Origin of the sequence: Flavobacterium beibuense (assembly GCF_004151245.1) — a bacterium.
In the GTDB taxonomy this organism is placed as follows: domain Bacteria; phylum Bacteroidota; class Bacteroidia; order Flavobacteriales; family Flavobacteriaceae; genus Flavobacterium; species Flavobacterium beibuense_A.
Genome location: NZ_JUIW01000012.1, coordinates 66,381 through 88,151 on the forward strand (window position 1 = coordinate 66,381; position 21,771 = coordinate 88,151).

At 38.1% G+C, this 21,771-nt stretch carries 21 protein-coding genes and 2 tRNA genes; 13 read left to right on the plus strand and 10 right to left on the minus strand.

Annotated features, from left to right (window positions below; translation table 11 throughout):
• Positions 1-23 precede the first annotated feature (23 nt).
• Positions 24-1,208 carry a pyridoxal phosphate-dependent aminotransferase gene (locus NU09_RS15955; protein WP_129752309.1) on the plus strand — a complete coding sequence of 395 codons (1,185 nt, stop codon included), beginning with the start codon at positions 24-26 and terminating at the stop codon, positions 1,206-1,208.
• A gap of 60 nt (positions 1,209-1,268) precedes the next feature.
• Entirely contained in the window at positions 1,269-2,435 is a 1,167-nt protein-coding gene (gene purT, locus NU09_RS15960) for a formate-dependent phosphoribosylglycinamide formyltransferase (RefSeq protein ID WP_129752310.1), read from the plus strand.
• A gap of 41 nt (positions 2,436-2,476) precedes the next feature.
• Here the strand turns inward: purT and NU09_RS15965 are convergent, their stop codons facing one another.
• The gene (locus NU09_RS15965; protein ID WP_129752311.1) at positions 2,477-4,108 is read right to left on the minus strand and encodes a hypothetical protein; all 1,632 of its coding nucleotides are present in this window, start codon (positions 4,106-4,108) and stop codon (positions 2,477-2,479) included.
• Between the two features lie 189 nt (positions 4,109-4,297).
• Between NU09_RS15965 and NU09_RS15970 the strand changes: the two genes are divergently transcribed.
• From NU09_RS15970 to NU09_RS16000, 7 genes are all read left to right on the plus strand, one after another.
• Positions 4,298-4,972 (plus strand): response regulator transcription factor, encoded by a 675-nt coding sequence (locus NU09_RS15970; RefSeq protein WP_129752312.1) that lies wholly within the window; start codon positions 4,298-4,300, stop codon positions 4,970-4,972.
• A 3-nt stretch (positions 4,973-4,975) separates the two neighbouring features.
• Complete coding sequence (locus tag NU09_RS15975; RefSeq protein WP_129752313.1) at positions 4,976-6,370, plus strand: sensor histidine kinase; 1,395 nt, start codon at positions 4,976-4,978, stop codon at positions 6,368-6,370.
• A gap of 79 nt (positions 6,371-6,449) precedes the next feature.
• Entirely contained in the window at positions 6,450-7,169 is a 720-nt protein-coding gene (locus NU09_RS15980; RefSeq protein WP_129752314.1) for a hypothetical protein, read from the plus strand.
• Positions 7,170-7,181: 12 nt separating this feature from the next.
• Positions 7,182-8,132, plus strand: a complete 951-nt coding sequence (locus NU09_RS15985; protein WP_129752315.1) for a bestrophin family protein — start codon at positions 7,182-7,184, stop codon at positions 8,130-8,132.
• A 124-nt stretch (positions 8,133-8,256) separates the two neighbouring features.
• On the plus strand, positions 8,257-9,132 hold the full coding sequence (gene fabD / locus NU09_RS15990; RefSeq protein WP_129752316.1) for an ACP S-malonyltransferase: 876 nt from the start codon (positions 8,257-8,259) through the stop codon (positions 9,130-9,132).
• Between the two features lie 55 nt (positions 9,133-9,187).
• Positions 9,188-9,616 carry a PH domain-containing protein gene (locus tag NU09_RS15995; RefSeq protein ID WP_129752317.1) on the plus strand — a complete coding sequence of 143 codons (429 nt, stop codon included), beginning with the start codon at positions 9,188-9,190 and terminating at the stop codon, positions 9,614-9,616.
• A 56-nt stretch (positions 9,617-9,672) separates the two neighbouring features.
• Entirely contained in the window at positions 9,673-10,623 is a 951-nt protein-coding gene (locus NU09_RS16000; RefSeq protein ID WP_129752318.1) for a hypothetical protein, read from the plus strand.
• Positions 10,624-10,627: 4 nt separating this feature from the next.
• Here NU09_RS16000 and galE read toward each other — a convergent pair whose 3' ends face one another.
• Together galE and NU09_RS16010 are read right to left on the minus strand one after the other, a co-directional pair.
• A complete protein-coding gene (galE, locus tag NU09_RS16005) occupies positions 10,628-11,644 on the minus strand; it encodes a UDP-glucose 4-epimerase GalE (protein ID WP_129752319.1) in 1,017 nt (338 codons plus the stop codon).
• 16 nt (positions 11,645-11,660) lie between these two features.
• Positions 11,661-12,791, minus strand: coding sequence for a DegT/DnrJ/EryC1/StrS family aminotransferase (locus tag NU09_RS16010; RefSeq protein WP_129752320.1), 1,131 nt, complete (start codon positions 12,789-12,791; stop codon positions 11,661-11,663).
• Between the two features lie 100 nt (positions 12,792-12,891).
• On the opposite strand from NU09_RS16010, the gene NU09_RS16015 reads away from it, so the two are divergent.
• The gene (locus NU09_RS16015) at positions 12,892-14,121 is read left to right on the plus strand and encodes a 3-deoxy-D-manno-octulosonic acid transferase (protein WP_129752321.1); all 1,230 of its coding nucleotides are present in this window, start codon (positions 12,892-12,894) and stop codon (positions 14,119-14,121) included.
• A complete protein-coding gene (locus NU09_RS16020) occupies positions 14,121-14,573 on the plus strand; it encodes a GNAT family N-acetyltransferase (RefSeq protein ID WP_242501894.1) in 453 nt (150 codons plus the stop codon). Before NU09_RS16015 ends, NU09_RS16020 begins: the two co-directional genes overlap by 1 nt.
• 105 nt (positions 14,574-14,678) lie before the next feature.
• Here the strand turns inward: NU09_RS16020 and NU09_RS16025 are convergent, their stop codons facing one another.
• Positions 14,679-15,113, minus strand: coding sequence for a carboxymuconolactone decarboxylase family protein (locus NU09_RS16025; RefSeq protein WP_129752322.1), 435 nt, complete (start codon positions 15,111-15,113; stop codon positions 14,679-14,681).
• Between the two features lie 80 nt (positions 15,114-15,193).
• Complete coding sequence (locus NU09_RS16030) at positions 15,194-15,766, minus strand: Crp/Fnr family transcriptional regulator (protein WP_129752323.1); 573 nt, start codon at positions 15,764-15,766, stop codon at positions 15,194-15,196.
• A 118-nt stretch (positions 15,767-15,884) separates the two neighbouring features.
• On the opposite strand from NU09_RS16030, the gene NU09_RS16035 reads away from it, so the two are divergent.
• Together NU09_RS16035 and NU09_RS17115 are read left to right on the plus strand one after the other, a co-directional pair.
• A complete protein-coding gene (locus tag NU09_RS16035) occupies positions 15,885-18,029 on the plus strand; it encodes a S46 family peptidase (RefSeq protein WP_129752324.1) in 2,145 nt (714 codons plus the stop codon).
• A gap of 266 nt (positions 18,030-18,295) precedes the next feature.
• Entirely contained in the window at positions 18,296-18,469 is a 174-nt protein-coding gene (locus tag NU09_RS17115; RefSeq protein ID WP_165357708.1) for a hypothetical protein, read from the plus strand.
• 452 nt (positions 18,470-18,921) lie between these two features.
• Here NU09_RS17115 and NU09_RS16040 read toward each other — a convergent pair whose 3' ends face one another.
• The 5 genes from NU09_RS16040 to NU09_RS16060 all read right to left on the minus strand — a co-directional run bounded on the left by NU09_RS16040 (position 18,922) and on the right by NU09_RS16060 (position 21,737).
• Positions 18,922-19,836 (minus strand): NPP1 family protein, encoded by a 915-nt coding sequence (locus NU09_RS16040; protein WP_129752325.1) that lies wholly within the window; start codon positions 19,834-19,836, stop codon positions 18,922-18,924.
• Positions 19,837-20,070: 234 nt separating this feature from the next.
• Positions 20,071-20,574 carry a TlpA family protein disulfide reductase gene (locus tag NU09_RS16045; RefSeq protein ID WP_129752326.1) on the minus strand — a complete coding sequence of 168 codons (504 nt, stop codon included), beginning with the start codon at positions 20,572-20,574 and terminating at the stop codon, positions 20,071-20,073.
• A gap of 16 nt (positions 20,575-20,590) precedes the next feature.
• Complete coding sequence (locus NU09_RS16050) at positions 20,591-21,415, minus strand: hypothetical protein (protein WP_129752327.1); 825 nt, start codon at positions 21,413-21,415, stop codon at positions 20,591-20,593.
• A gap of 147 nt (positions 21,416-21,562) precedes the next feature.
• A tRNA-Leu gene (locus tag NU09_RS16055) sits at positions 21,563-21,648 on the minus strand.
• A 16-nt stretch (positions 21,649-21,664) separates the two neighbouring features.
• Positions 21,665-21,737 (minus strand) — tRNA-Gly (locus NU09_RS16060).
• Positions 21,738-21,771 lie beyond the last annotated feature (34 nt).

Consider the following 21,771-nt stretch of genomic DNA (forward strand, 5'->3'; position numbering starts at 1 on the left):
AGTCAATTAAACACAGTACGACGATGAATCAGCTTTCTGACAGGATCAATAATCTGTCTACCTCACAAACGCTTGCTATGGCAGCAAAAGCCAGAGAGCTAAAAGCACAGGGAAAAGATATTATAAGCCTTAGCCTTGGCGAACCGGATTTTAATACTCCGGATTTTATTAAAGAAGCGGCTAAAAAAGCCATTGACGAAAACTACAGCGCTTATACACCGGTAGACGGTTATGTTGAGCTTAAAGAAGCTATTTGCCGTAAGTTTAAAAGAGATAACGGTCTTGATTATACACCGTCTCAAATTGTTGTTTCAACAGGTGCAAAACAGTCCCTTTACAACATTGCACAGGTAATGCTTAATGATGGTGATGAGGTATTGCTGCCTGCTCCATACTGGGTAAGCTATGTAGAGATTGTTAAGCTTTCCGGAGGTGTACCGGTTGAGGTACCTACTTCGGTAGAGACTGATTTTAAAATGACTGCAGAGCAGCTTGAGGCAGCTATTACGCCTAAAACAAAAATGATGTGGTTTAGCTCACCTTGTAACCCAAGTGGTTCGGTTTACAGCCGTGAGGAACTTACTGCTATCGCTAAAGTATTAGAAAAATACCCTAACATATACATTGTATCTGATGAGATTTATGAGCACATTAACTACTCAGGTACATTTTGCAGTATAGGTTCTATACCTGGAATGCTGGAAAGAACAATTACCGTAAACGGTGTGGCAAAAGCTTTCGCCATGACAGGATGGAGAATTGGGTACATAGGCGCTCCTGAGTTTATTGCCAAAGCATGTACAAAAATACAGGGACAGGTAACAAGTGGTGCTAACAGTATCGCTCAGCGTGCTACCATTGCTGCTGTAGATGCCGATTCTTCTGCTATTAAGTACATGGTGGATGCTTTCCATAGGCGCAGGGATTTAGTTATAGGTCTTGCTCAGGAAATCCCGGGCTTTAAATTAAACGTCCCGGAAGGTGCATTTTATGTTTTCCCTGACGTATCTTACTACTTTGGTAAAACATTAAACGGAGTGGAAATTAAAAATGCAGACGATTTCTCTATGTACCTGTTAGAGCATGCTAATGTGGCTACCGTAACAGGAGATGCATTTGGCAACCCTAACTGTATCCGTTTCTCTTATGCTACAAGCGAAGAGCAACTGATTGAAGCTTTACGAAGAATTAAAGAAGCACTTGCTTAATACAAAATACTGCCCTGCCTAAAGCAGGGCTTTTTGATTATATAGTACATTATAAGGAATATGCAGAAAAAAATACTTTTATTAGGCTCAGGAGAATTAGGTAAAGAATTTGTAATTGCAGCACAGCGTATTGGCCAGACTGTAATAGCTGTAGACAGCTACGAAGGCGCTCCTGCCATGCAGGTAGCCGACGGTTTTGAGGTTATCAATATGCTTGATGGCTCAGCACTTGATGCGGTTGTAGCAAAACACAATACTGATTTTATAGTTCCTGAAATTGAAGCGATAAGAACAGAGCGTTTTTACGATTATGAAAAGCAGGGCGTTACTGTAGTGCCATCTGCAAAGGCGGCTAACTTTACCATGAACCGTAAAGCAATACGTGACCTTGCAGCAAAAGACCTTGGCCTGCGTACGGCTAATTACCGTTATGCAACTTCTGCCGAAGAGCTTGAGAAAGCTGTAAGCGAAGTAGGTATGCCATGTGTGGTAAAGCCGCTTATGTCCTCTTCAGGTAAAGGGCAGTCTACCATTAAAACACATGAGGATATTGAAAAAGCATGGAAATATGCTGTAGAAGGTTCCCGTGGTGATGTAGTAGAAGTTATTGTTGAAGCTTTCGTAAACTTCCATTCCGAAATTACATTACTTACCGTTACCCAAAACAATAACCCTACCCTGTTTTGCGCTCCAATAGGCCACAGACAGGAACGTGGTGACTACCAGGAAAGCTGGCAGCCTGCAAGAGTTAGCGATAAGGATATTGCAGAAGCTCAGGATATGGCTCGCAAAGTTACCGAAGCTTTAGGCGGAGCAGGAATATTTGGTGTGGAGTTTTTCCTTACGGATGAAGGAGTTTACTTCTCTGAACTATCACCAAGGCCACACGACACAGGCATGGTAACACTGGCAGGGACTCAAAACTTTAATGAGTTTGAACTGCACTTAAGAGCAATATTAAGCTTACCAATAGCCAAAATCACGTTGGAGAGAAACGGTGCAAGTGCCGTGATACTTGCTTCGGAAAACAGCAATAGTCCTACCTATAGCGGAGTGGAAAAGATTGCTGCTTTACCTAAAACTGATTTCAGGTTATTTGGTAAACCAACATCACGTCCTTACCGCAGGATGGGTGTTGCACTAACGTATGACAATACTGATACTTCGGTAGAAACTATAGTTGAAAAAGCTATTGCAGCCGCTGCATTAGTAAAAGTAAATGCATAAAAAATACAACAATAAAAAAGGCCGGGTAAACCCGGCCTTTTTTATTTCTTAATTCCCAACTTGAGATTATCAAAAGTAGAAACGTTTATTACATCTTCCACATCATTATCAAAAGATATGCTTATACTGTCACCTTCTTTGGTTACAGGAAGCTCATTAGACAATTGTGACGAGCCTATAAATATTTTAGGACTGCCATTAACGGTAAAGTAATAAAAACTGTTACCGTTTTTAATATCACTCTGTATCCTCGTCACTGTAGTACTAAGATTTGTTCGGGTATCTACCGCATCTGGGTTTATCCTGTTACCGGACATATTATATACATTCTTGTAAGCCATAAGAGCTTCAGACATGGTATTACCCACTCCCACTATGGTATAATCGCCAATAGCAACCATAGCATACATTTTTACCAGTCCGCCACCATCTTTCAAGGTCATAACATAGGTTGGTATACCGTTAATAGTGTAAGGAACAGGCAGTGAGGCGTGGTAACGTTTTTCCTGAACCTTACCTTCGGCCGATTTTTGTGCTGCATACTCCGTTGCACCACTTTGCTTATAGAAAGTAGTTTCTTTAGTACGGGTATCTACCAGTACGAATCCTACTGCCGACTCATCCTTCCCTACAGACGATACTCCCGTATACCAGTAAGGGCGACCGTCTTTACCATAAACCAAAGTAAGATCCTCGGTAATCATAAGCTTGTCTTCATTACTCCAGTTCCAGTAACCATGAACATACTCCCCCCAATCGGAAAGCTGATCAATTACAAAAGATATAGGCTGTATTCTGTCAATCCATACCGGGGCATTAGCTATGTCATACTCTTTTAAATCGCCTGTCTGTGCATCAATAACAACCACGCCATCGGCATCATTGCCGGAAAACCCTATTCTCTTTTTATACTTTGTTGCTACCCAAAATGGTTTGCCTGTATCATCAACCTCAAAAGTAAAATTGGTAAGTCCTGTAGTAGCATAACCATTAAAATAAGCATACCTGTCTACCCTGCTCCCAAAGAAAGCCTCAGGCTGATACTTAATTTTAATATCCTTTCCGTCCAGATGCTGCACCAGTCTCACATCGCGCTCATTTGTCGCAGATACCATTACATAACCATCGGTACCCTCAGTATTATTAAGCCATTTAAAAAAGCCTGAATGTAATAGCGGTGCTACCCAAAATAAATCGTCACCTACCTTTTGGATAAAAAACTCACCCAGCTCACTTTTGCTGCCTAATGCAGGATCTGAACCTATTATTTTTTCTCCTAACAAAGATGCCAGTTGTTCATCTACTACCCTAACCTTATTAATTGCTATAGGTGCAATATGGTTTGCCATCTCGTTACCTGTTTTAACCTCCCCTATCAGTTCTCTATAAGACTGATTGTAAAATATAGGTGCACTTGTTACAAAAGGCAATACAATAACATAAATAAGAAGTATTGGTACAATCCTGAAAAGTATCTTTTGCAGGCTGCCAAATTTAAACTTCAGCTTATTGTTAGTCGTGTAAGCTTTCGCAGTAAGTAAATTGAGTAAAAGAATTAGGAATATAAGTATAACTGCAAATCCGGTAAACCTGTAATTTATAACCGGTAGTGCAATATAAAAAATTAAAAATCCTGTTAGCAATACAAATATTGCTGCGACTGTCCTTTTCATGATCGTTATTTGGTTTGTTTCCTTATAAGTAGTATCTACCTTTAAAACGTTACATTTTTCGGGGGATAATTCAGCATTAGCCTATACAAAAGCCATTTCACTGTAAATGTGATAAAAATCCGGCCTTAAAAGTTATTTGCAATTATTTAAGATTTCAATTCTTACTTTTGTATAAATGCCCTTGCAAGTATGAAGCTGCTTATAGTAGAAGATGAACCTCAACTTTTATCGGTTATCCGTAAAGGCCTCTCAGAAAAAAATTATGATGTGAGCGCTGCCATGGATGGTACTACCGCGTTGGAAATGATTAATAATAATCATTTTGATGTTGTAGTATTAGACCTTATGCTACCTGATATTAACGGCATTGAAATTTGCAGGAGACTAAGGGCTGTCGGTAACTTTGTTCCCATTTTAATGCTTACCGCCTTAGGAAGCAGCGAAAACATTGTTACAGGACTTAATGCAGGTGCCGATGATTACATGGCAAAGCCTTTTAAGTTTACCGAACTCGAAGCACGAATTAATGCACTCGCACGAAGAGCCGGACAGGAACAGAAACCAGCCGAGATTATTACTATAGATAACCTTGAGATTGACCGAAAGGCAAAAACAGTAAAACGTGAGGGTGAACTGATATCTCTTACCGCAAAGGAGTTTAAACTTTTATACTATCTCGCGAAGAATACAGGTATTACACTATCTCGCGAAAAGATACTGGATAATGTTTGGAATATAAATTTTGATATGAACACCAATGTTGTTGACGTATACATAAATTACCTTAGAAAAAAGATTGACAAGCCTTATTCGGTTAAGCTTATACATACCATTAAAGGCCTTGGTTATGTTTTAAAGCCCTAAACAATGCAGATTAAAAAGAAAATTACCGTTACTTATATTGTTCTTTCGGGAGTAAGCACACTGGCATTGTGCCTACTCGTGTTTTTTCTTTTTAAACAAAACAACCAATACTATTTTTTAAAAAGGCTTCAGGACAGGGCAAAGATTGTCGCTTCTATCCATTACCAGCATGATCCCGTTAAGGCAGCTTACTACAAGAACCTTAAAGCTAATGGTCTCGAAGAGCTTATCAACGAAAATGATTTTGTACTTAAGGTAAACGGAGAAAACACCTTTGAATACAATACTGAACTTAACCTTCCGCCGGAGTTTTATGCAGAAGTAATGAGAGAACAGTCGGGATGGACTGTAGACAGCGATCATCAATACTATTATGCTCAGATTTTTAATGAATCGGGACAGCGTTATATGGTTATAGTTACCGCGCGCGACAGAAGAGGTAATACCAGCTTGATATATATAACCCGGATACTTATTTTTGGCGGACTTGCCTTTATTATTATAGCTTATTTCTTTGGCCGATTTCTTGCCGCAAGGTTTATTAATCCTGTTTCGAGAATTAATAAAGAAGTTAAGCGTATTAGTGCTTCTAATCTGCACAACCGCCTGCCGGACATAAAAGACTCGGACGAAATTGCGGATCTCACCCGCACCTTTAATGATATGCTTGACAGGTTGGAAACATCTTTTGAGATTCAGGCCAATTTTATCAATAATGCTTCCCATGAACTGAAGACACCTATAACTACTATTATAGCCGAAACCGAGATTGCATTATTAAAAGAAAGGGAAGCCGAAGAATATATCACTACATTAGAAAATATCAATAAGCAGGCCAGCCGACTGGGTAACCTTACCGAAAGCTTATTAAAACTTACCCAAACGGGGTATGACGGCAAAAAGCAGGTTCAGGACATTGCACGCATAGATGAGGTGCTCATGGATGTTAAGTGTGATATTGATAAAATATATCCGCAAAACAGGGTTACCATCAATCTTAAAAACATACCGGAAGACGATTCTCTGTTGGTATTGCCATGCAACAGGCCTTTACTGGAGCTTGCCATTGGAAACATTATTACAAACGGTGTAAAATATTCTGATAATGAAGAGGTATTTGTAAGCCTCAAAGCCGATAAAGAGGCTATTACCATAAGTATAACCGATATCGGAATCGGTATACCTCCCGAAGATATACCTTATCTCTATGAACCTTTCTTTAGGGGTAAAAAGGCTGCCTCAAAATATGCAGGCTACGGATTAGGGCTGCCATTGGCCATGAAAATTATCCGAATGCATGGCGGCGAGCTGATTATTCAGTCTGAACCCGGAAAAGGTACCGTAGTAAATATTGTATTTACAATCTCCAACATTAAAAATTCTAATTTTAATTCTTAGGAAATTCTAATGTTATTCTAAATCCCTTCTAAGTTTAGGGCTGTTGTTTTGTATGTATAAACTATAAGATTTATGCATTATGAAAAACATTATAATCCCAACAACGATTGAAGATGATACATTAACCGCTGTAAAAACAGCAGTTAAATATGCTACGGGAAAAAACTGCAGCATAGTGCTTATGTTACTCCAAAAAATACCCGACACTTATTCTGCCTCTCATTTTTTAAGAGAGACCTCTCCTAACTATACAATTGCGCAAACTAAAATTCTTCAAAAATGCAGGGAAACCGTAGCAACTGCTGATAATTGCAGGCTGATAATACATAATCAATGCGGTATTTCGGGACCTTTATTAAAAAACTTAATGGAATACCTTGCCACAGACCTGGTAATCCTTACTCCTTCCTATAAGGCAGAAAAAAACAGCCTTCATTCCTATTGTATACAGTTGCTGTTAAACAGTAAATATCCGCTGCTTCATTTGGGTAATAACCCGGAAGAAAACGATTTTAATAAAGCACTGTATTTAGAACACTCTAAAATAGAGTTTGGTATAAATGACATTCAGAAGATTATAAGTGAACAATTTTCATTTAAAATAGTAAGCCAGGCCAGGATTGAGGAAAGTCTCGAAGATATGGCCGCCCAGATTACGGAAACCATTTCCAAAAATAATATTGACATACTTATTGAAGCCAGAAAATCTACCAAGAGAAGTCTGAACCGAAAAGCACAACCTGTAAATCATAATCTTGGTTTACCTGTCCTTTCGGTATATGCCGAAGCTTCAACATAAAATTCAGAAATTATGCTGTTAAAGAAAAAAATACCAATGAAGTATGTAATGGGTAAGATTAGAGTAGAACTTATCCTTATACTTTTATATACTGTAGGGTTTGAGCTGGTACATCATTATTATCACGCCCTTTCCATAGATATACCTATTGCGGTACCTACTATTGTAGGTACAATTATATCCCTGCTTTTAGCCTTTAAATCCAATCAGGCTTACGACCGTTGGTGGGAAGCCCGTATTGTTTGGGGTGCTATCGTAAACGATTCAAGAACATTGATAAGGCAGGTAATAGGGTTTTACAAAGACCCCGATTTTTCTGTTGAGGCAAATGACTTTAAAGAACGTTTTGCCAAAAGGCAGGCGGCATGGTGTTACAGCCTGGGGCAGTCCTTAAGAGGTAAAGATGCCGTTAAACCTATACGTTCATTGCTTAGCGAAGAGGAATACCGCTTTGTAAAGAAACACAAGCATGTTCCTAACGCATTGTTATTACTACATGCCAAAGAGCTTAAAAAAGCGAACAACGAGGAAAGGATAAATGTATACCAACAGGTAGAGATAGACAATACACTGAGCCGTTTATGTGACAGTATGGGTAAATGTGAGCGTATTAAAAACACGGTATTCCCTACCACATACAGTATGTATATACGCTTTACATTAATACTGTTCCTTACGCTGCTTCCGTTTGGCTTAACCGATCTTTTAGGATGGCTGCAAATACCTCTTGTTACTACTATTGGTGCTGCTTTCTTCTTAATAGAAAAAATGGCCATACACCTGCAGGATCCGTTTGAGAACAGACCTACAGATACACCTATGATTGCAATTTCAAACACTATAGAGCAAAACCTCCTGCAAATGGTAAATGAATATAGAGATGAGTTTAGTGAGGAATCTTTACAGCAAAGCCCGAAGCTTAATCATTTGCAACCGGTTAAAAACCCCTATTTCGTTCTGTAATTTTACAGAAGTTTGGTTAGGTTAGCGTGAGCCGCCCCCTCCTCCATCGGGGCGGTTTTTTTATTGTATAGCATAGTCCTGAAAAAATCCTATTTTTGTGCAACAAAACTAAACTGAGAACAAAATGAAAGCATATGTATTTCCGGGACAGGGTGCCCAGTTTACAGGAATGGGTAAAGAGCTTTATGAAAACTCTCCCCAAGCAAAGGAATTATTTGAAAAAGCCAACGATATATTAGGTTTCCGTATTACAGACATCATGTTTGAAGGTACTGCAGAGGAACTTAAGGAAACTAAAGTAACACAGCCTGCCGTTTTCTTACATTCGGTTATTTTGGCGAAAACCTTAGGAGACAGCTTTAAGCCGGAAATGGTTGCCGGACACTCTTTAGGTGAATTTTCTGCACTTGTAGCTGCAGGGGCACTTACTTTTGAAGACGGACTTAAACTGGTATCACAACGTGCCATGGCAATGCAAAAAGCTTGTGAGATCACTCCAAGTACAATGGCTGCTGTATTAGGCCTTGAAGATAAAATTGTTGAAGACATTTGTGAACAGACTGAAGGTGTTGTTGTGGCTGCAAACTACAACTGCCCGGGTCAGCTTGTTATTTCAGGTGAAACTTCGGCTGTAGAAAGAGCTTGTGAAGCTTTAAAAGCTGCTGGAGCAAAAAGAGCATTAATCCTGCCTGTAGGTGGTGCTTTCCACTCTCCTATGATGGAACCTGCAAGAGAAGAACTTGCCGCTGCTATTGAGAAGACTGTTTTCTCTGCTCCGGTATGTCCTGTATACCAAAACGTACCCGCTACAGCAGTAAGCAATCCTGATGAGATTAAGCAAAACCTTATTATTCAGCTTACGGCTCCTGTAAAATGGACTCAAAGTGTACAAAACATGATTGCCGATGGTGCTACCCTGTTTACAGAGGTTGGACCGGGTAATGTGTTACAGGGTCTTGTTAAAAAGATAAACAAAGAAGCCGAGACTGCTTCAGCATAAAAAATAAATACAACTGATCCCCTGCAATTGCGGGGGATTTTTTATTTTAGTTTTTATGAAATTCAAAAGCCGAAAAAACATTTTCTCTTACCTAATATTCGCTTTTACAGCGGTTATCATAATTTTTGCCTGTATACAGGAATATCTGGAAGAAGGATTTTCAATAAGTCTTATCCCCTTGTATATCATCAGCCTTATTATTTTAATCTTTCTTGGAGGAATGGCTACTACACACTATATAGTTACACCTTCTTATATAATTTACAAATGCGGTTTTATTAATGGTAAAATAGAGATAAACAACATACATGAAATTGTAAAAGGCAAGACCATGTATGTAGGTTTTAAACCGGCACTGGCAACCAAGGGACTCATTATAAAGTATAACAAATTTGATGATATTTACATCAGTCCGGAAACCAATGACACTTTTATAGAAGCTGTTTTAAAAATAAATCCCGACATTAAAATAACACTCCCTTAATAATAGGAAACGCAACCTTTTATAGTATTGCTAATCTTATTAGCAAAACACCAACTATGAAAAAATTATTGGCTGTAATAGTACTGCTAAGCATTACCTCTTGCGCAACAATTACAAACAAAAGAACCTATCCGTTAAAGGTAAGCACCAATGCTCAAAACGCCACCGTAAAGATTTATGACAGCACTTACACAATACCTGCCGAGGTTAAGGTAAAACGCAGTATTAAACCACTTGAAATAACCCTGAATTATGATACTATTAGCAGGGTTTACAAAGCCAAGTCCAGATTAACATCTAAAGCCTATGCGTTTAACCTCATCGTCACCCCATTATATCCTGAAAGTTTATTGGTAGATGTTGTGAGTCAAAAAGGTTTCTATTATGGTAACGAACTTTTTTTAGACATTAACGACACTCTTGGCAAGGCCATAAAGTTACCTCAAAGAAAAAAACGAGATATCATTTGGAACAAAAACAGCATAAACATTGATATATCCATGCCCTATGTAAACGGATTTCTTTTTCAACCCGAAGGTGAAGGAATACAAAGAGGACTTGGTTTTTTTGGTATAAGTACAGGTATAGAATATTTTTACAAAAACAATAAATTCGTAAAACTTAACGTAGGAGGAATTACAAACTTCGCTCTACCTTTCCCTGTCCCCATAACGAATGATGGCGACGTTGAAAATTTTACTTCCGTGTATACTACCCTTACGGATAATTATCAGCTAAAGCGTTTTAGTCTGGGATACGGGCTTAGTTACACCTACAACAGATGGCATTATAATTATGGTGATGATAATTATACTAATGAAAAGGACAAAACCGAAAAAAGTAAAAACATCGGATTGTCTTTTAACGCTTACTATGACTTTGGAAAAACTTTTCACGTAGGTTTTATTTACAACCCTACTCTGTTAAGTGTATATCCTCAAACCGAATTATTATACCAACATACCATAAGCTTTGAAATGGTATGGAAAATAAGGATAAAAAAATAAGGGGTTATTTACCCCTTATTTTCTGTTCCCATTTCCAGGCCGATGCCAGTGCATCATCAAGTGACAACTGTGCCTTCCAGCCCAAAACGTTATTTGCTTTTGTTGTATCGGCATAAGCTTCAATAACATCTCCTGCCCTTCGCCCTACAATTTTATAATTCAATTTTTGTCCGGTTACCCTTTCAAAGGCATTAATAACCTCAAGAACCGAGTTTCCTTTACCTGTACCCAGGTTAAATACTTCCACTTTCTCCAGATTCTTTTTCCCAATAAGGCGTTGTAAAGCTGTAACGTGTGCTTTTGCCAAATCTACTACGTGTATATAGTCTCTTATACAGGTTCCGTCCGGCGTTGGGTAATCATTACCAAAAACCGAAAGCTGCTCTCTTATACCAATGGCAGTTTGAGTAATAAACGGAACCAGGTTTAATGGCACACCTAATGGCAACTCCCCTATATTACCAGAAGGGTGAGACCCTACGGGATTAAAATAACGTAACAGAATTGAATTTATGCTGCTCACTTTTGAAACGTCACTTATAATCTCCTCTCCTATTTGTTTGGTATTACCATAAGGCGACATCGCTGCCTGTATAGGAGCCTCTTCGGTAATAGGCATTTTCTCTGCCTGACCATATACTGTACATGAAGAACTGAAAATAAAATAAGACTCTTCTTTCTTTTGAAGTTCCTGTAAAATATATACCAGCGAAGCTATATTGTTCTCATAATAAAGCAACGGATTTTCAACACTCTCACCAACCGCTTTAGAAGCTGCAAAATGAATAATTCCTGTAACATCGGCATACTTCTTAAAAAAGTCTTTTACTGCCTGCTTTTCCCTAAGGTCTATCTGTTCAAACTCCGGTTTTTTTCCGGTTATGGCCTCAATACCTTCAAGCACATCAACAGATGAGTTGGAAAGATCATCAATAACCACTACATCAAAACCTTCCTTTTGGAGTTCTACTACAGTATGCGAACCTATAAAGCCTAAGCCTCCCGTTACAAGTATTTTCATTCTCATTTGTTGGCTGTTATGTCAAATATTCTAAAATGCTGTCTGTTATAAATTTAATCTGTTCGTCGTCAAGCTCAGTATGCATTGGTAAAGAAAGTACCTCATTAACCAGTTGATTGGTTACGGTAAAATCAGCCTCATTATACCTTTCGTCAAGATATGCTTTTTGCTTGTGCAGTGGTATCGGGTAATATATGGCACATGGAATATCTTTACTTTGCAGGTGTTTCATTAAACCATCCCTGTCTCCGTTAAGAATCCTTAATGTGTACTGATGGAATACGTGGCTGTCTTTATCCCCTTTTGTTACCGGAGTAACAATGCTGGCATGCCCTGCAAAAGCGGCATTATATTTTTCTGCTGCTGCCTGTCTTGCTTCGTTATAAGAATCAAGTAAGGGAAGCTTAGCATTAAGAACCGCAGCCTGTACACTATCAAGTCTTGAGTTTACACCTACCACATCATGATGGTAACGCACATACATACCGTGGTTAACAACACCTCTTATTATATGGGCAAGCTCATCGTTATTTGTAAAAATAGCACCTCCGTCGCCATAGCAACCAAGGTTTTTAGATGGAAAGAATGATGTAGAAGCCACATCGCCTATTACACCAACTTTCTTTTTAGAACCGTCGCTGTATTTATAGTTAGCACCTATAGCCTGAGCATTATCTTCAATTACAGAAAGGTTATGCTCTTTTGCTATAGCCATAATCTGCTCCATGTTTGCTGCCTGCCCAAAAAGGTGTACAGGAACAATAGCTTTTGTTTTAGGAGTAACGGCGTTGCGAATTGCCTCAATAGATATATTAAAAGTATCCGGCTCAACATCTACCAGTACAGGGGTTAACTGCAGTAATGCAATGACCTCTACCGTAGCGGCAAAAGTAAAGTCGGCAGTAATAACCTCATCGCCCGGTTTAAGGCCAAGCCCCATCATAGCAATTTGAAGTGCATCGGTACCATTTGCACAAGGTATTACATGCTTTACACCAAGGTAATCCTGAAGGCTTTTTTGAAACTCATGTACCTGAGGCCCGTTTATATATGCTGTATTGTCTAAAACTTCCTGAATAGAATTATTTACTGTATCTTTAATTTTATCATATTGACCCTTAAGGTCAACCATCTGTATTTTTTTCATTTGCCTTTTAAATTTAAGCCATAGCAAAACTACTAATTTAATGGCTGCCTGCCAATCAAAATAATATAAAGTATTAATTTAGCAGCTCAATATTTTCACTATGTTTTTTCTGTACAACCTGCTTACCGTTTTAACTGGATTCCTACTAAAAATCGTTGCGCTTTTTAACCACAAGATCAGTCTTTTTGTTAAGGGCAGGAAAACGGTTTTCAGCACTCTGAAACAGCATATACAGCAACAGGATAAAACTATCTGGTTCCATTCAGCATCGTTGGGTGAATACGAACAGGGGCTCCCGGTTATGGAAAAAATAAGAAAGCAATATCCTGACCATAAAATTGTACTTACGTTCTTCTCGCCTTCGGGATACGAGATACGTAAAAACACAAAAGCTGCCGATGTTGTGGTTTACCTTCCTCTGGATACCGCCGGCAACGCCAAAAGATTTATAAAACAGGTGCACCCTGAAATGGCCTTCTTTATTAAATATGAATACTGGCCTAATTACCTAAAGGAACTTAAAAAAGCAGGCACGCCCACTTATCTTATCTCAGGGTTAATGAGAAAAAAACAGGTGTTCTTTAAATGGTATGGTGGTTTTTACCGCAAGGCATTAAAAACTTTTACACAGTTTTTTGTTCAGGATAACAGCTCGAAGGAGCTTCTTCAAAACATCGGTTTCCATAATGTATCCATTAGTGGCGATACCCGCTTTGACAGGGTTAGCGAAATACTTGAACGAGATAATACACTACCTTTTATAGAAGAGTTTAAAAACAACAAAATCACTATGGTTGCGGGCAGTTCATGGCCTAAAGACGAAAGTATGTTCATTGATTTTATAAACTCGTCAAATAACACTAAATTTATAATAGCTCCGCACAACATTAAAGCAGAGCAGATTGAGCAGCTTAAAAACAGCATTACCAAAAAAACAGTGCTGTTTTCTGAAAAGGAAGGCAAGAACCTGGCCGAATATGAGGTATTTATCGCTGACACCATTGGAATATTGAGCAAGATATATAGCTATGCTGATTTTGCTTATGTAGGTGGTGGTTTTGGCACATCAGGGCTTCACAATATATTAGAGCCCGCAGCATTTGGCATTCCTATCGTTATAGGGCCAAATCATGAGAAGTTCCCCGAGGCCATAGCCATGATACACATGGGCGGATGCATTGCCGTGAAGGACAAAAAGGAAATGGAAGAAACACTTTCATCTCTTATTTATGATGATGATTTCAGGAATGAAAAAGGTCATATTGCAGGCACTTTTGTTCACATGAACCGTGGTGCTGTAGACCGTATTATAAGCAACATCAATAACTGATGCCAATTACTTTTAAGCCCATTAGGACTAATTATATTGACCGTACTGTAGCAATGATGCAGGATTTTTATGCCATAGATAATTATCCTATAGACCCTGTTGTTTCAAAATCACTTCTTAGAGAGTTTATTGAAAATGAAGGTTTAGGCAGGGGCTGGCTAATTCTGGATAATGACACAATTATAGGCTATGTTATACTCACCTTTGTTTTCAGCTTCGAATACAAAGGACGCATTGCTTTTTTAGATGAGCTTTACATCTCCCCTAAAGGGCGGGGTAAGGGTATAGGTAAACAAACGGTAGATTTTATTCACGACCAGGCACTTGATTTGGCTATAAATGTTATTTACCTTGAAATTGAAGGCCATAACATGATAGCCCAAAAACTATACCTCTCTAAAGACTTTACAGTACATAACCGCAAGCTCATGAAGCTTACGGTAAAAAAATAATGTTCCATTTCGACCGTAACGAAGTGAAGCGGAGAAATCTCACAAATAGATTCCTCTGTTCCGCTATCGCTGCAATCGGAATGGAACAATAAATTAGGTAAGTAATTATTCCGGCATTAAGTGAGTAGAAATAGACATACGGTTCCATCCGTTAATAGCTACTATTGCCATAATAGCAACTGCAGTATAGCTCTCTCCTAACAGATTTACTGCATTTTCATAAGTCTCATCAGATACTTTTCCAGTTATCCTGGTCACTTCTTCCGTTAAAGCTAATAAGGCCCTTTCTTCGGCAATAAAATAGTTGGTATCCCACCACGCGTTAAGCGCATAGATCCTTTTTTCGGTTTCACCATCTTTTCTGGCCTCTTCGGTATGCATATTAATACAAAAAGCACAGCCGTTAATTTGTGACGCCCTTATTTTTATAAGATGCTTGTGGGTCTTAGATAATTCTGTACCGTTTATGTATTTTTCTAATCCAAACATGGCTTTATAGGCTTCCGGCACAACTTCGAGTAATTTCATTCTTGTTTTCATGATAATTGTGTTTTAATTTGTTGATACAAAGTTCAAACACAGGCATCACAAAAAACTTAATGTAGATTAATAAAACACAGCTACTCTTTTTTAGCCCTTACCTTACTCAAAAATTCAGGTGTGAAACCCAGATATGAAGCCAACAGATATTGAGGAACACGCTGAACAAAGTCGGGATAGGTTGCTGCAAAGCTACGATAACGTTCCTCTGCAGAAAGATTAAATATATAATGAGTACGCATGAGGGAAGCTGCATAAGCCCTTTCCAACACCTGCCTAAAGTAGCTTTCCAGCTTAGGGACTTTAGCCAACAATTCATTTTCTAACGATGCGTCAATCACAGTCACTTCTGCTTCCTCAACGGCCTGCAGGCTCACCCGAGATGGCTTTCCGCTGTTATAGCTAAAAAAATCGGTAACCCACCAGCCTTCTATAGCAAAATGTATTACCTGCTCCACTCCCTTTTCATTAAGGTTGTACATTCGCAATATTCCGTTTACCACAAAGTATTTTTTAGAACATACCTCTCCTGCCTCGAGCAAATGTTCTTTCTTACCATATTGTTCTGTCTGCACATAATCCTCCAGGATTTTCTTCTCCTCATCCGTCAGCTGGACGAACCTTTTTATATGTGCAATCAGTTTTTGTGACATTTTAAAGTATTGCTAATAATACTGAAAGATATAACACAAATGGCAAACAAAAAGCCCTTGTAGCATTATTTTGTGCAAAAATTGTAACTTGCGGGCACAAACTTTTTTACAATACACTATGAAATTTTTAAGACTGCTTGTCCTTTTACTGGTAATCCCTGCCTATGCACAACAGGGAGGCATGTGGATACCATCCCTGCTTAAAGGAATGAACGAAAAAGAAATGAAGAGCCTGGGCATGAAAATGTCGGCTTCAGACATTTATGACGTTAACCATTCCAGCCTTAAAGATGCCGTTCCGCAATTTAACGGCGGATGTACATCAGAGGTTATTTCATCTCAGGGACTTCTGTTAACCAACCACCATTGTGGTTATGGAGAAATCCAGTCGCACTCTACAGTAGAGCACGATTACCTTACCGATGGTTTTTGGGCGATGTCTATGGAAGAAGAGCTTCCTAATGCCGACCTGGAGGTTACCTTTATAGTAAGGATAGAAGACGTTACCACAAAAGTACTTGACGGCACGGCTTCTATAACAAGTGAAGAGGCGAAGCAGCAAAAAATACAGGAAAACATTAACAACCTTACCAAAACCCTGCCTAAAGAATCATGGCAGGAAAACAGGATACGTACTTTTTATGAAGGCAACCAATATATGCTTTTTGTAGTGGAATCGTATCCGGATGTTCGCCTTGTAGGTGCACCGCCTTCATCTGTGGGTAAATTCGGATCTGATACTGATAACTGGGTATGGCCAAGACATACCGGAGATTTTTCAATCTTCAGGATATATGCCGACAAGAATAATCGTCCGGCTCCTTACTCCAAGGACAATGTTCCTTACAAACCAAAACATTACTTTCCTGTATCTATAGGAGGTATAGAAGAAAATGATTTTACACTTGTATTCGGTTATCCGGGCAGAACTACAGAATACCTTCCTTCTGTAGCGGTTGAGCAAATATTAACCAGCCTTAATCCTGCTAAAATCGAAGTGAGGGATGCTGCACTTAAAGTTACCGACAGCTTTATGAGAAGGGATCCTGCCATTAAAATACAGTATGCAGCTAAATATGCACGTATTGCCAACTATTGGAAAAAATGGATAGGTGAATCGCAGGGGCTTGAAAAAACCAATGCAGTTGCAATTAAAAAAGACTACGAGAAAAACTTCCTTAAAGAAGTAAACAAAGCAGGCAAACAAAGTGAATACGGAAACCTGTTCAACCAATTTGAAGCAAAATATAACGAGATTGCTCCTTATGCACTTAGCAGGGATTACTTTTTTGAAGTAGTTTTAAGAAATACGGAACTGCTTACTATAGGCTTTAGGCTATACCAACTGGAGCAGGTATATAATACTAGAGGTGAGCAGGCTTTCAACGACCGTAAAGGAAATACCATCGCTTCTCTTGAGGGCACTTACAAAGACTTTAATAAAAATGTAGATGAGAAGGTTTTTGAGAAGCTTATCGAACTGTATGCAACTAAATCGCCACAGCAGTTTGTTCCGGCAGGACTTATTAATGCCGACTACAAAGTACTTACCAAAAACATTTACAGCGAGTCTAAGCTAACAAGCTACGAAGGATTACAGGAACTTTTAAGCGGCGATGCCAAAACGGTTATAGAAAAACTTAATAACGATAAAGGCTTCCAGCTTGTAAAAGCAATGTCTGACTCTTTCCTTACTTATGTTAATCCTAAGTATGAGGAAATCAATTTAGAAATTGAGGCTTTACAACGCACTTATATGAAAGGTATTCTTGAGCTAAGCCCTAAAGATGCCAGAATCTTCCCTGATGCTAACAGCACACTAAGGGTAACATATGGTAAAGTAAAAGGATATGCTCCAAGAGATGCCGTTTACTATGAGCCTGTAACCTACCTTGACGGTGTTATGGAAAAATATGTGCCGGGAGATTATGAATTTGACGTTCCTAAAAAACTTATAGACCTTTATAATAAAAAAGATTATGGCCAATATGGTGATAACGGAAAAATGCCGGTTTGCTTTATAGGTACAAACCATACAACCGGTGGTAACTCAGGCAGCCCTGCCATAGATGCCAGAGGTAACCTTATAGGATTAAACTTTGACCGCGTATGGGAAGGTACTATGAGCGATATTTATTATGACCCTTCTATATGTAGAAATATAATGGTAGACATGCGTTATGTATTGTTTATTATTGACAAATATGCAGGTTGTACCCGCCTTATAGATGAGATGGAAATAGTAAAAAATAAGAAAAAATAAGGGTTCGGGTTAACCTTACAAAAAGCTTGTTTATACCCTTAGATAATTTTTAGGAATATTTCTAAGGGCTCAATAGACAAATCTTAGCAATAATGCCGAAAACGATGTATTTAATATGTTGGGTTTCAGTAATAAAAGATTTTTAAAAAATTTAGCAAGATTTATTTTGTGGTGTCAAAAAATTTATATCTTTGCTCCGAATTAATAATTAACCTTTATAATTTAGTAAGATGAAAAAAGTTGTTTTAAGCCTAGCTGTTATCGCTATGATTTCATTCGTTTCTTGTAAAGAAACTGCAAACGAAACTACTGAGCCTCAAACTGAAGAAGTTGCTCCAGAAGTTGAAGCTACTCCAGAAGTTGAAGCTGCTCCAGAAGCTACAGTTGATACTGCTGCTGCTCCAGTTGAAGAAGCTCACACTGAAGAGGCTGCTCACTAAGATTTTAGTAAGTAAAAGCATAAAAGCCCCGCAATGCGGGGCTTTTCATTTTTAGTAAACTTAAACAAACACATCAAAATCAAGTTTGATATTACACTGCTTTAATAAAAAAGAAAACAGCATAACCATCTGCAAATAGCTATACCATTTTATTAAAGCATAAATATTTTATTTACTGCAAAACACATATTGTCTTATCCTGCTCAATAAACAGCAGGGCAATATATATTACCTTTTTATTTTCTTTGTTTTAATTTATTATTCAGGCTAATTAGTGGGCCGTGGGTAAATAATCTTCTTTAACCTGTTGACATTAAGTACCCGCAATACCTTTTAAATACCATTAAACTAGGTTATCAAATTGTTAATTGTAAAAAAGGCAATAAAAAAGCCACCCAAAAGGGCGGCTTAAGTATAAAATATTGAATCAGGCCGTAGTATAAATCTTTTATTTAGTTTATGCTTCCTATAGTAACACTGTTACCAAAATCACACTGACTGCAGCCATCGGTACCAAATAATCCATCAGTACCTTTGCATGCAGCAAAGTTCCAGAAATCACGTGTACGGAATAACGGACCTTTACCTGAAGCTCCCCAGTTACCGCTAAAATTGAATTCGGTTTTTTCACAAGACATAGCTACAAGATTGTTCCATGTTCCATACTCATCTCCGGCATCAGCAGGATTTCTGTAGTCTCCGTAATACGTGCACTCATACCCAAAGAAGCTCGAAGAACGTGAGTTATGATACATACCGTGTGCTTTTTTACCTACATAGCCCACAACTCTTGTTCCTATAGCTTTATTCCTCCAGTCTTTTGTATACCAGCCACCATGCTGAAAATAAGTTACTGTTAAGATTTTTTGTGTAGATTTCTTTACCTGAAGTACGATATGCTCCCAGTCATAATCATGACCTCCCTGTCCTGCAGCACAAGGCTCCTGACGCTTGTAAGTAAACCAGTATTCTATAAATATCTTATCAGTATCAGACGGATGCTGCTGTACATCATAATAAGTAGGAAATACAGGTGCTGTAGGCGCTGTAGCATCAGTTAATGCAAGTTCGCCACCGCATACCTTACCTCCGGCAGCAGAGCTGGCCAATACAGTCTCTACAGAAGCAGGATAATCCGGTGCTGCACGATCAAACTTTACCAACGGAGCAAACTGATTTGCCCAGGTACCGGCATTGGTCGTCACCTTAGTAGGACTCTCACTACAGTCACAATTTAAAAAAGGGTGAACATTTGTAACTTTAGTATTAAAAGTTACGCTTTGTGCTTCTTCCGCATCCGGAGTTGAACACTGCACAAACATAAATACGCCGATTAGCATCAGCAGTTTTAAAAAATTGGTTTTCATCTTTATAAATTTTTAGTTGGTTTTCAGATTTATATCTGATTCAATATTTTATAAAGAAGATTTTTACCACGGCAGTACAAAGAACATCCATTAAGATTAACTCAACATCTGCAAAGTATTTTTAAATCTTTAAAAAAGCGTTAAGCAGGTTAAGAAACTATTTTTCAGAAGCTTAAACCCCTAAAATAAAAAAGCCCTGCTATTGCGGGACTTTATGTATAATATATTGTTCTTTTATTTCAATGCTTTTTTTATCGCTTTACGCAAAGAATCCACCCCTCCTTCATGATATCCCTTTTCAATTTTAATCAATTTCCCTTCCCTATCATAAATAATAACCGTAGGAAATGAATTTACACCAAAGTCTTTAAAAATCTTATCCTCTGTTTTATAAGTAGATAAATAATTCATCTTTTTGTACTCTATATACTCATTTACATCCTCCTGAACATCTTCATGGTTAACACCTATTATAACCAGATTATCTTTAAATTCTTCCTGCAACTCAATTAAACCCGGTATAGACTTTACACAAGGAAAACACCCCCTAAACCAAAAGTCAAGTAAAACAACTTTACCTTTTAACTCCCTGAGTTTAACCGTTTCATTATTATTCAGTTTAAGTTCCAAATCCGGAATATACTTAATGTCAACATTAGTTTGCGCATTAGCGGTAAACGAGCTAAATACAGTTAGAAAAAGACTCAGTATAATTGTAAAAGAAACTTTTCTTGTCATCGCTTTTAAATTAGGATTAGTTAATTGATTCCAGGCCTTTAACTTTTTCTTTAAACGTTCTATAGCGTTCTACCGGATTAATGGTTTCATTCTTGTCAATTTTAAAATTCTCTAAAGAGATATCAGGATTAATAGCCAAATATTCAATTTCATAATCATCATATTCTTCCATAGTTTCCCATTTCCCAAAAGCCGAACCGGCTACAGGCAAATAATCTGACTTGCTGATATAGATTTTACCAACCCTATCCCTGGCGCCTTCATTATCCTTAAAATCTATTGTAACACAATAAACCATCGTATCTTTAAACATCTCCTCTGTAATCACAATGCTTTCGGCTTGAGAATTACCTTTATCAGAAGGCTTCCTTAAAGCAAAATATTCCCCCAACAATAAGTAGCTATAATTTTGGACCATAACCTGCACCATTCTCTTATCTTCATCTATATAAGGCTCCTTATAAACATCCAGAGAGTCAACCAATCTATTAAAATTAAATGTCCTTTTACCATCATACTTCGTGTGTGCATAACCTTTACCACCTGAAGAAGTAGATTCTTTATCTACAATATGATAGGCTTTTAATCTGTCTTTCGGATTAATATACAAGGAGCATATGGCAGTAGTGTAAACAGTATCGTTATCTGAAAGCCTCTTTTTTTTACAATCTATCTTATAGACTACCGTATTGATCTTTTCGGAAGATTCAAACATTTTTTTTCTCACTTCGGTAGCTTCTTCTTTAGAAAGCTGCGACTGGGCGCTAACAGTAAATGAGCTTAATACCATTGTGATAAGACCAGAAAAGAAGAATAAATTTCTGTTTAATAGATATTTCATAAGGTGTGCTGATTTGATACACAATTATACGAAAAAACTATTATATACAGATTATCATAGATTTTGGAGTATCTAAACAGAGATTACATAAGAAGCTGAAAGAAATAAAAACAAAAAAGCCCGAACGGATTGTTCAGGCTTTTATAGTACTCAAGGCGGGACTTGAACCCGCACGGGCATTACTACCCACTGGATTTTAAGTCCAGCGTGTCTACCAATTCCACCACTCGAGCATTTTGGTAGTATTTGAGCGAAAAACGGGGTTCGAACCCGCGACCTCAACCTTGGCAAGGTTGCGCTCTACCAACTGAGCTATTTTCGCATTATCAATATCCGCTGTTTGCTTGTGTATTGCG

Excerpts from the sequence above, each read along its gene's own strand:
- galE (WP_129752319.1), bottom strand. The coding sequence starts at position 11,644 with ATGAAAATACTTGTAACGGGAGGCTTAGGCTTTATAGGTTCGCATACT.
- NU09_RS16050 (WP_129752327.1), bottom strand. The coding sequence starts at position 21,415 with ATGAAATATCTATTAAACAGAAATTTATTCTTCTTTTCTGGTCTTATC.
- NU09_RS16020 (WP_242501894.1), top strand. The coding sequence starts at position 14,121 with ATGCCAATTACTTTTAAGCCCATTAGGACTAATTATATTGACCGTACT.
- NU09_RS16015 (WP_129752321.1), top strand. The coding sequence starts at position 12,892 with ATGTTTTTTCTGTACAACCTGCTTACCGTTTTAACTGGATTCCTACTA.
- NU09_RS15970 (WP_129752312.1), top strand. The coding sequence starts at position 4,298 with ATGAAGCTGCTTATAGTAGAAGATGAACCTCAACTTTTATCGGTTATC.
- NU09_RS16010 (WP_129752320.1), bottom strand. The coding sequence starts at position 12,791 with ATGAAAAAAATACAGATGGTTGACCTTAAGGGTCAATATGATAAAATT.
- NU09_RS17115 (WP_165357708.1), top strand. The coding sequence starts at position 18,296 with ATGATTTCATTCGTTTCTTGTAAAGAAACTGCAAACGAAACTACTGAG.
- purT (WP_129752310.1), top strand. The coding sequence starts at position 1,269 with ATGCAGAAAAAAATACTTTTATTAGGCTCAGGAGAATTAGGTAAAGAA.
- NU09_RS16000 (WP_129752318.1), top strand. The coding sequence starts at position 9,673 with ATGAAAAAATTATTGGCTGTAATAGTACTGCTAAGCATTACCTCTTGC.
- NU09_RS16030 (WP_129752323.1), bottom strand. The coding sequence starts at position 15,766 with ATGTCACAAAAACTGATTGCACATATAAAAAGGTTCGTCCAGCTGACG.
- NU09_RS15980 (WP_129752314.1), top strand. The coding sequence starts at position 6,450 with ATGAAAAACATTATAATCCCAACAACGATTGAAGATGATACATTAACC.
- NU09_RS15985 (WP_129752315.1), top strand. The coding sequence starts at position 7,182 with ATGCTGTTAAAGAAAAAAATACCAATGAAGTATGTAATGGGTAAGATT.
- fabD (WP_129752316.1), top strand. The coding sequence starts at position 8,257 with ATGAAAGCATATGTATTTCCGGGACAGGGTGCCCAGTTTACAGGAATG.
- NU09_RS16040 (WP_129752325.1), bottom strand. The coding sequence starts at position 19,836 with ATGAAAACCAATTTTTTAAAACTGCTGATGCTAATCGGCGTATTTATG.
- NU09_RS15965 (WP_129752311.1), bottom strand. The coding sequence starts at position 4,108 with ATGAAAAGGACAGTCGCAGCAATATTTGTATTGCTAACAGGATTTTTA.
- NU09_RS15995 (WP_129752317.1), top strand. The coding sequence starts at position 9,188 with ATGAAATTCAAAAGCCGAAAAAACATTTTCTCTTACCTAATATTCGCT.
- NU09_RS16025 (WP_129752322.1), bottom strand. The coding sequence starts at position 15,113 with ATGAAAACAAGAATGAAATTACTCGAAGTTGTGCCGGAAGCCTATAAA.
- NU09_RS15955 (WP_129752309.1), top strand. The coding sequence starts at position 24 with ATGAATCAGCTTTCTGACAGGATCAATAATCTGTCTACCTCACAAACG.
- NU09_RS16045 (WP_129752326.1), bottom strand. The coding sequence starts at position 20,574 with ATGACAAGAAAAGTTTCTTTTACAATTATACTGAGTCTTTTTCTAACT.
- NU09_RS16035 (WP_129752324.1), top strand. The coding sequence starts at position 15,885 with ATGAAATTTTTAAGACTGCTTGTCCTTTTACTGGTAATCCCTGCCTAT.
- NU09_RS15975 (WP_129752313.1), top strand. The coding sequence starts at position 4,976 with ATGCAGATTAAAAAGAAAATTACCGTTACTTATATTGTTCTTTCGGGA.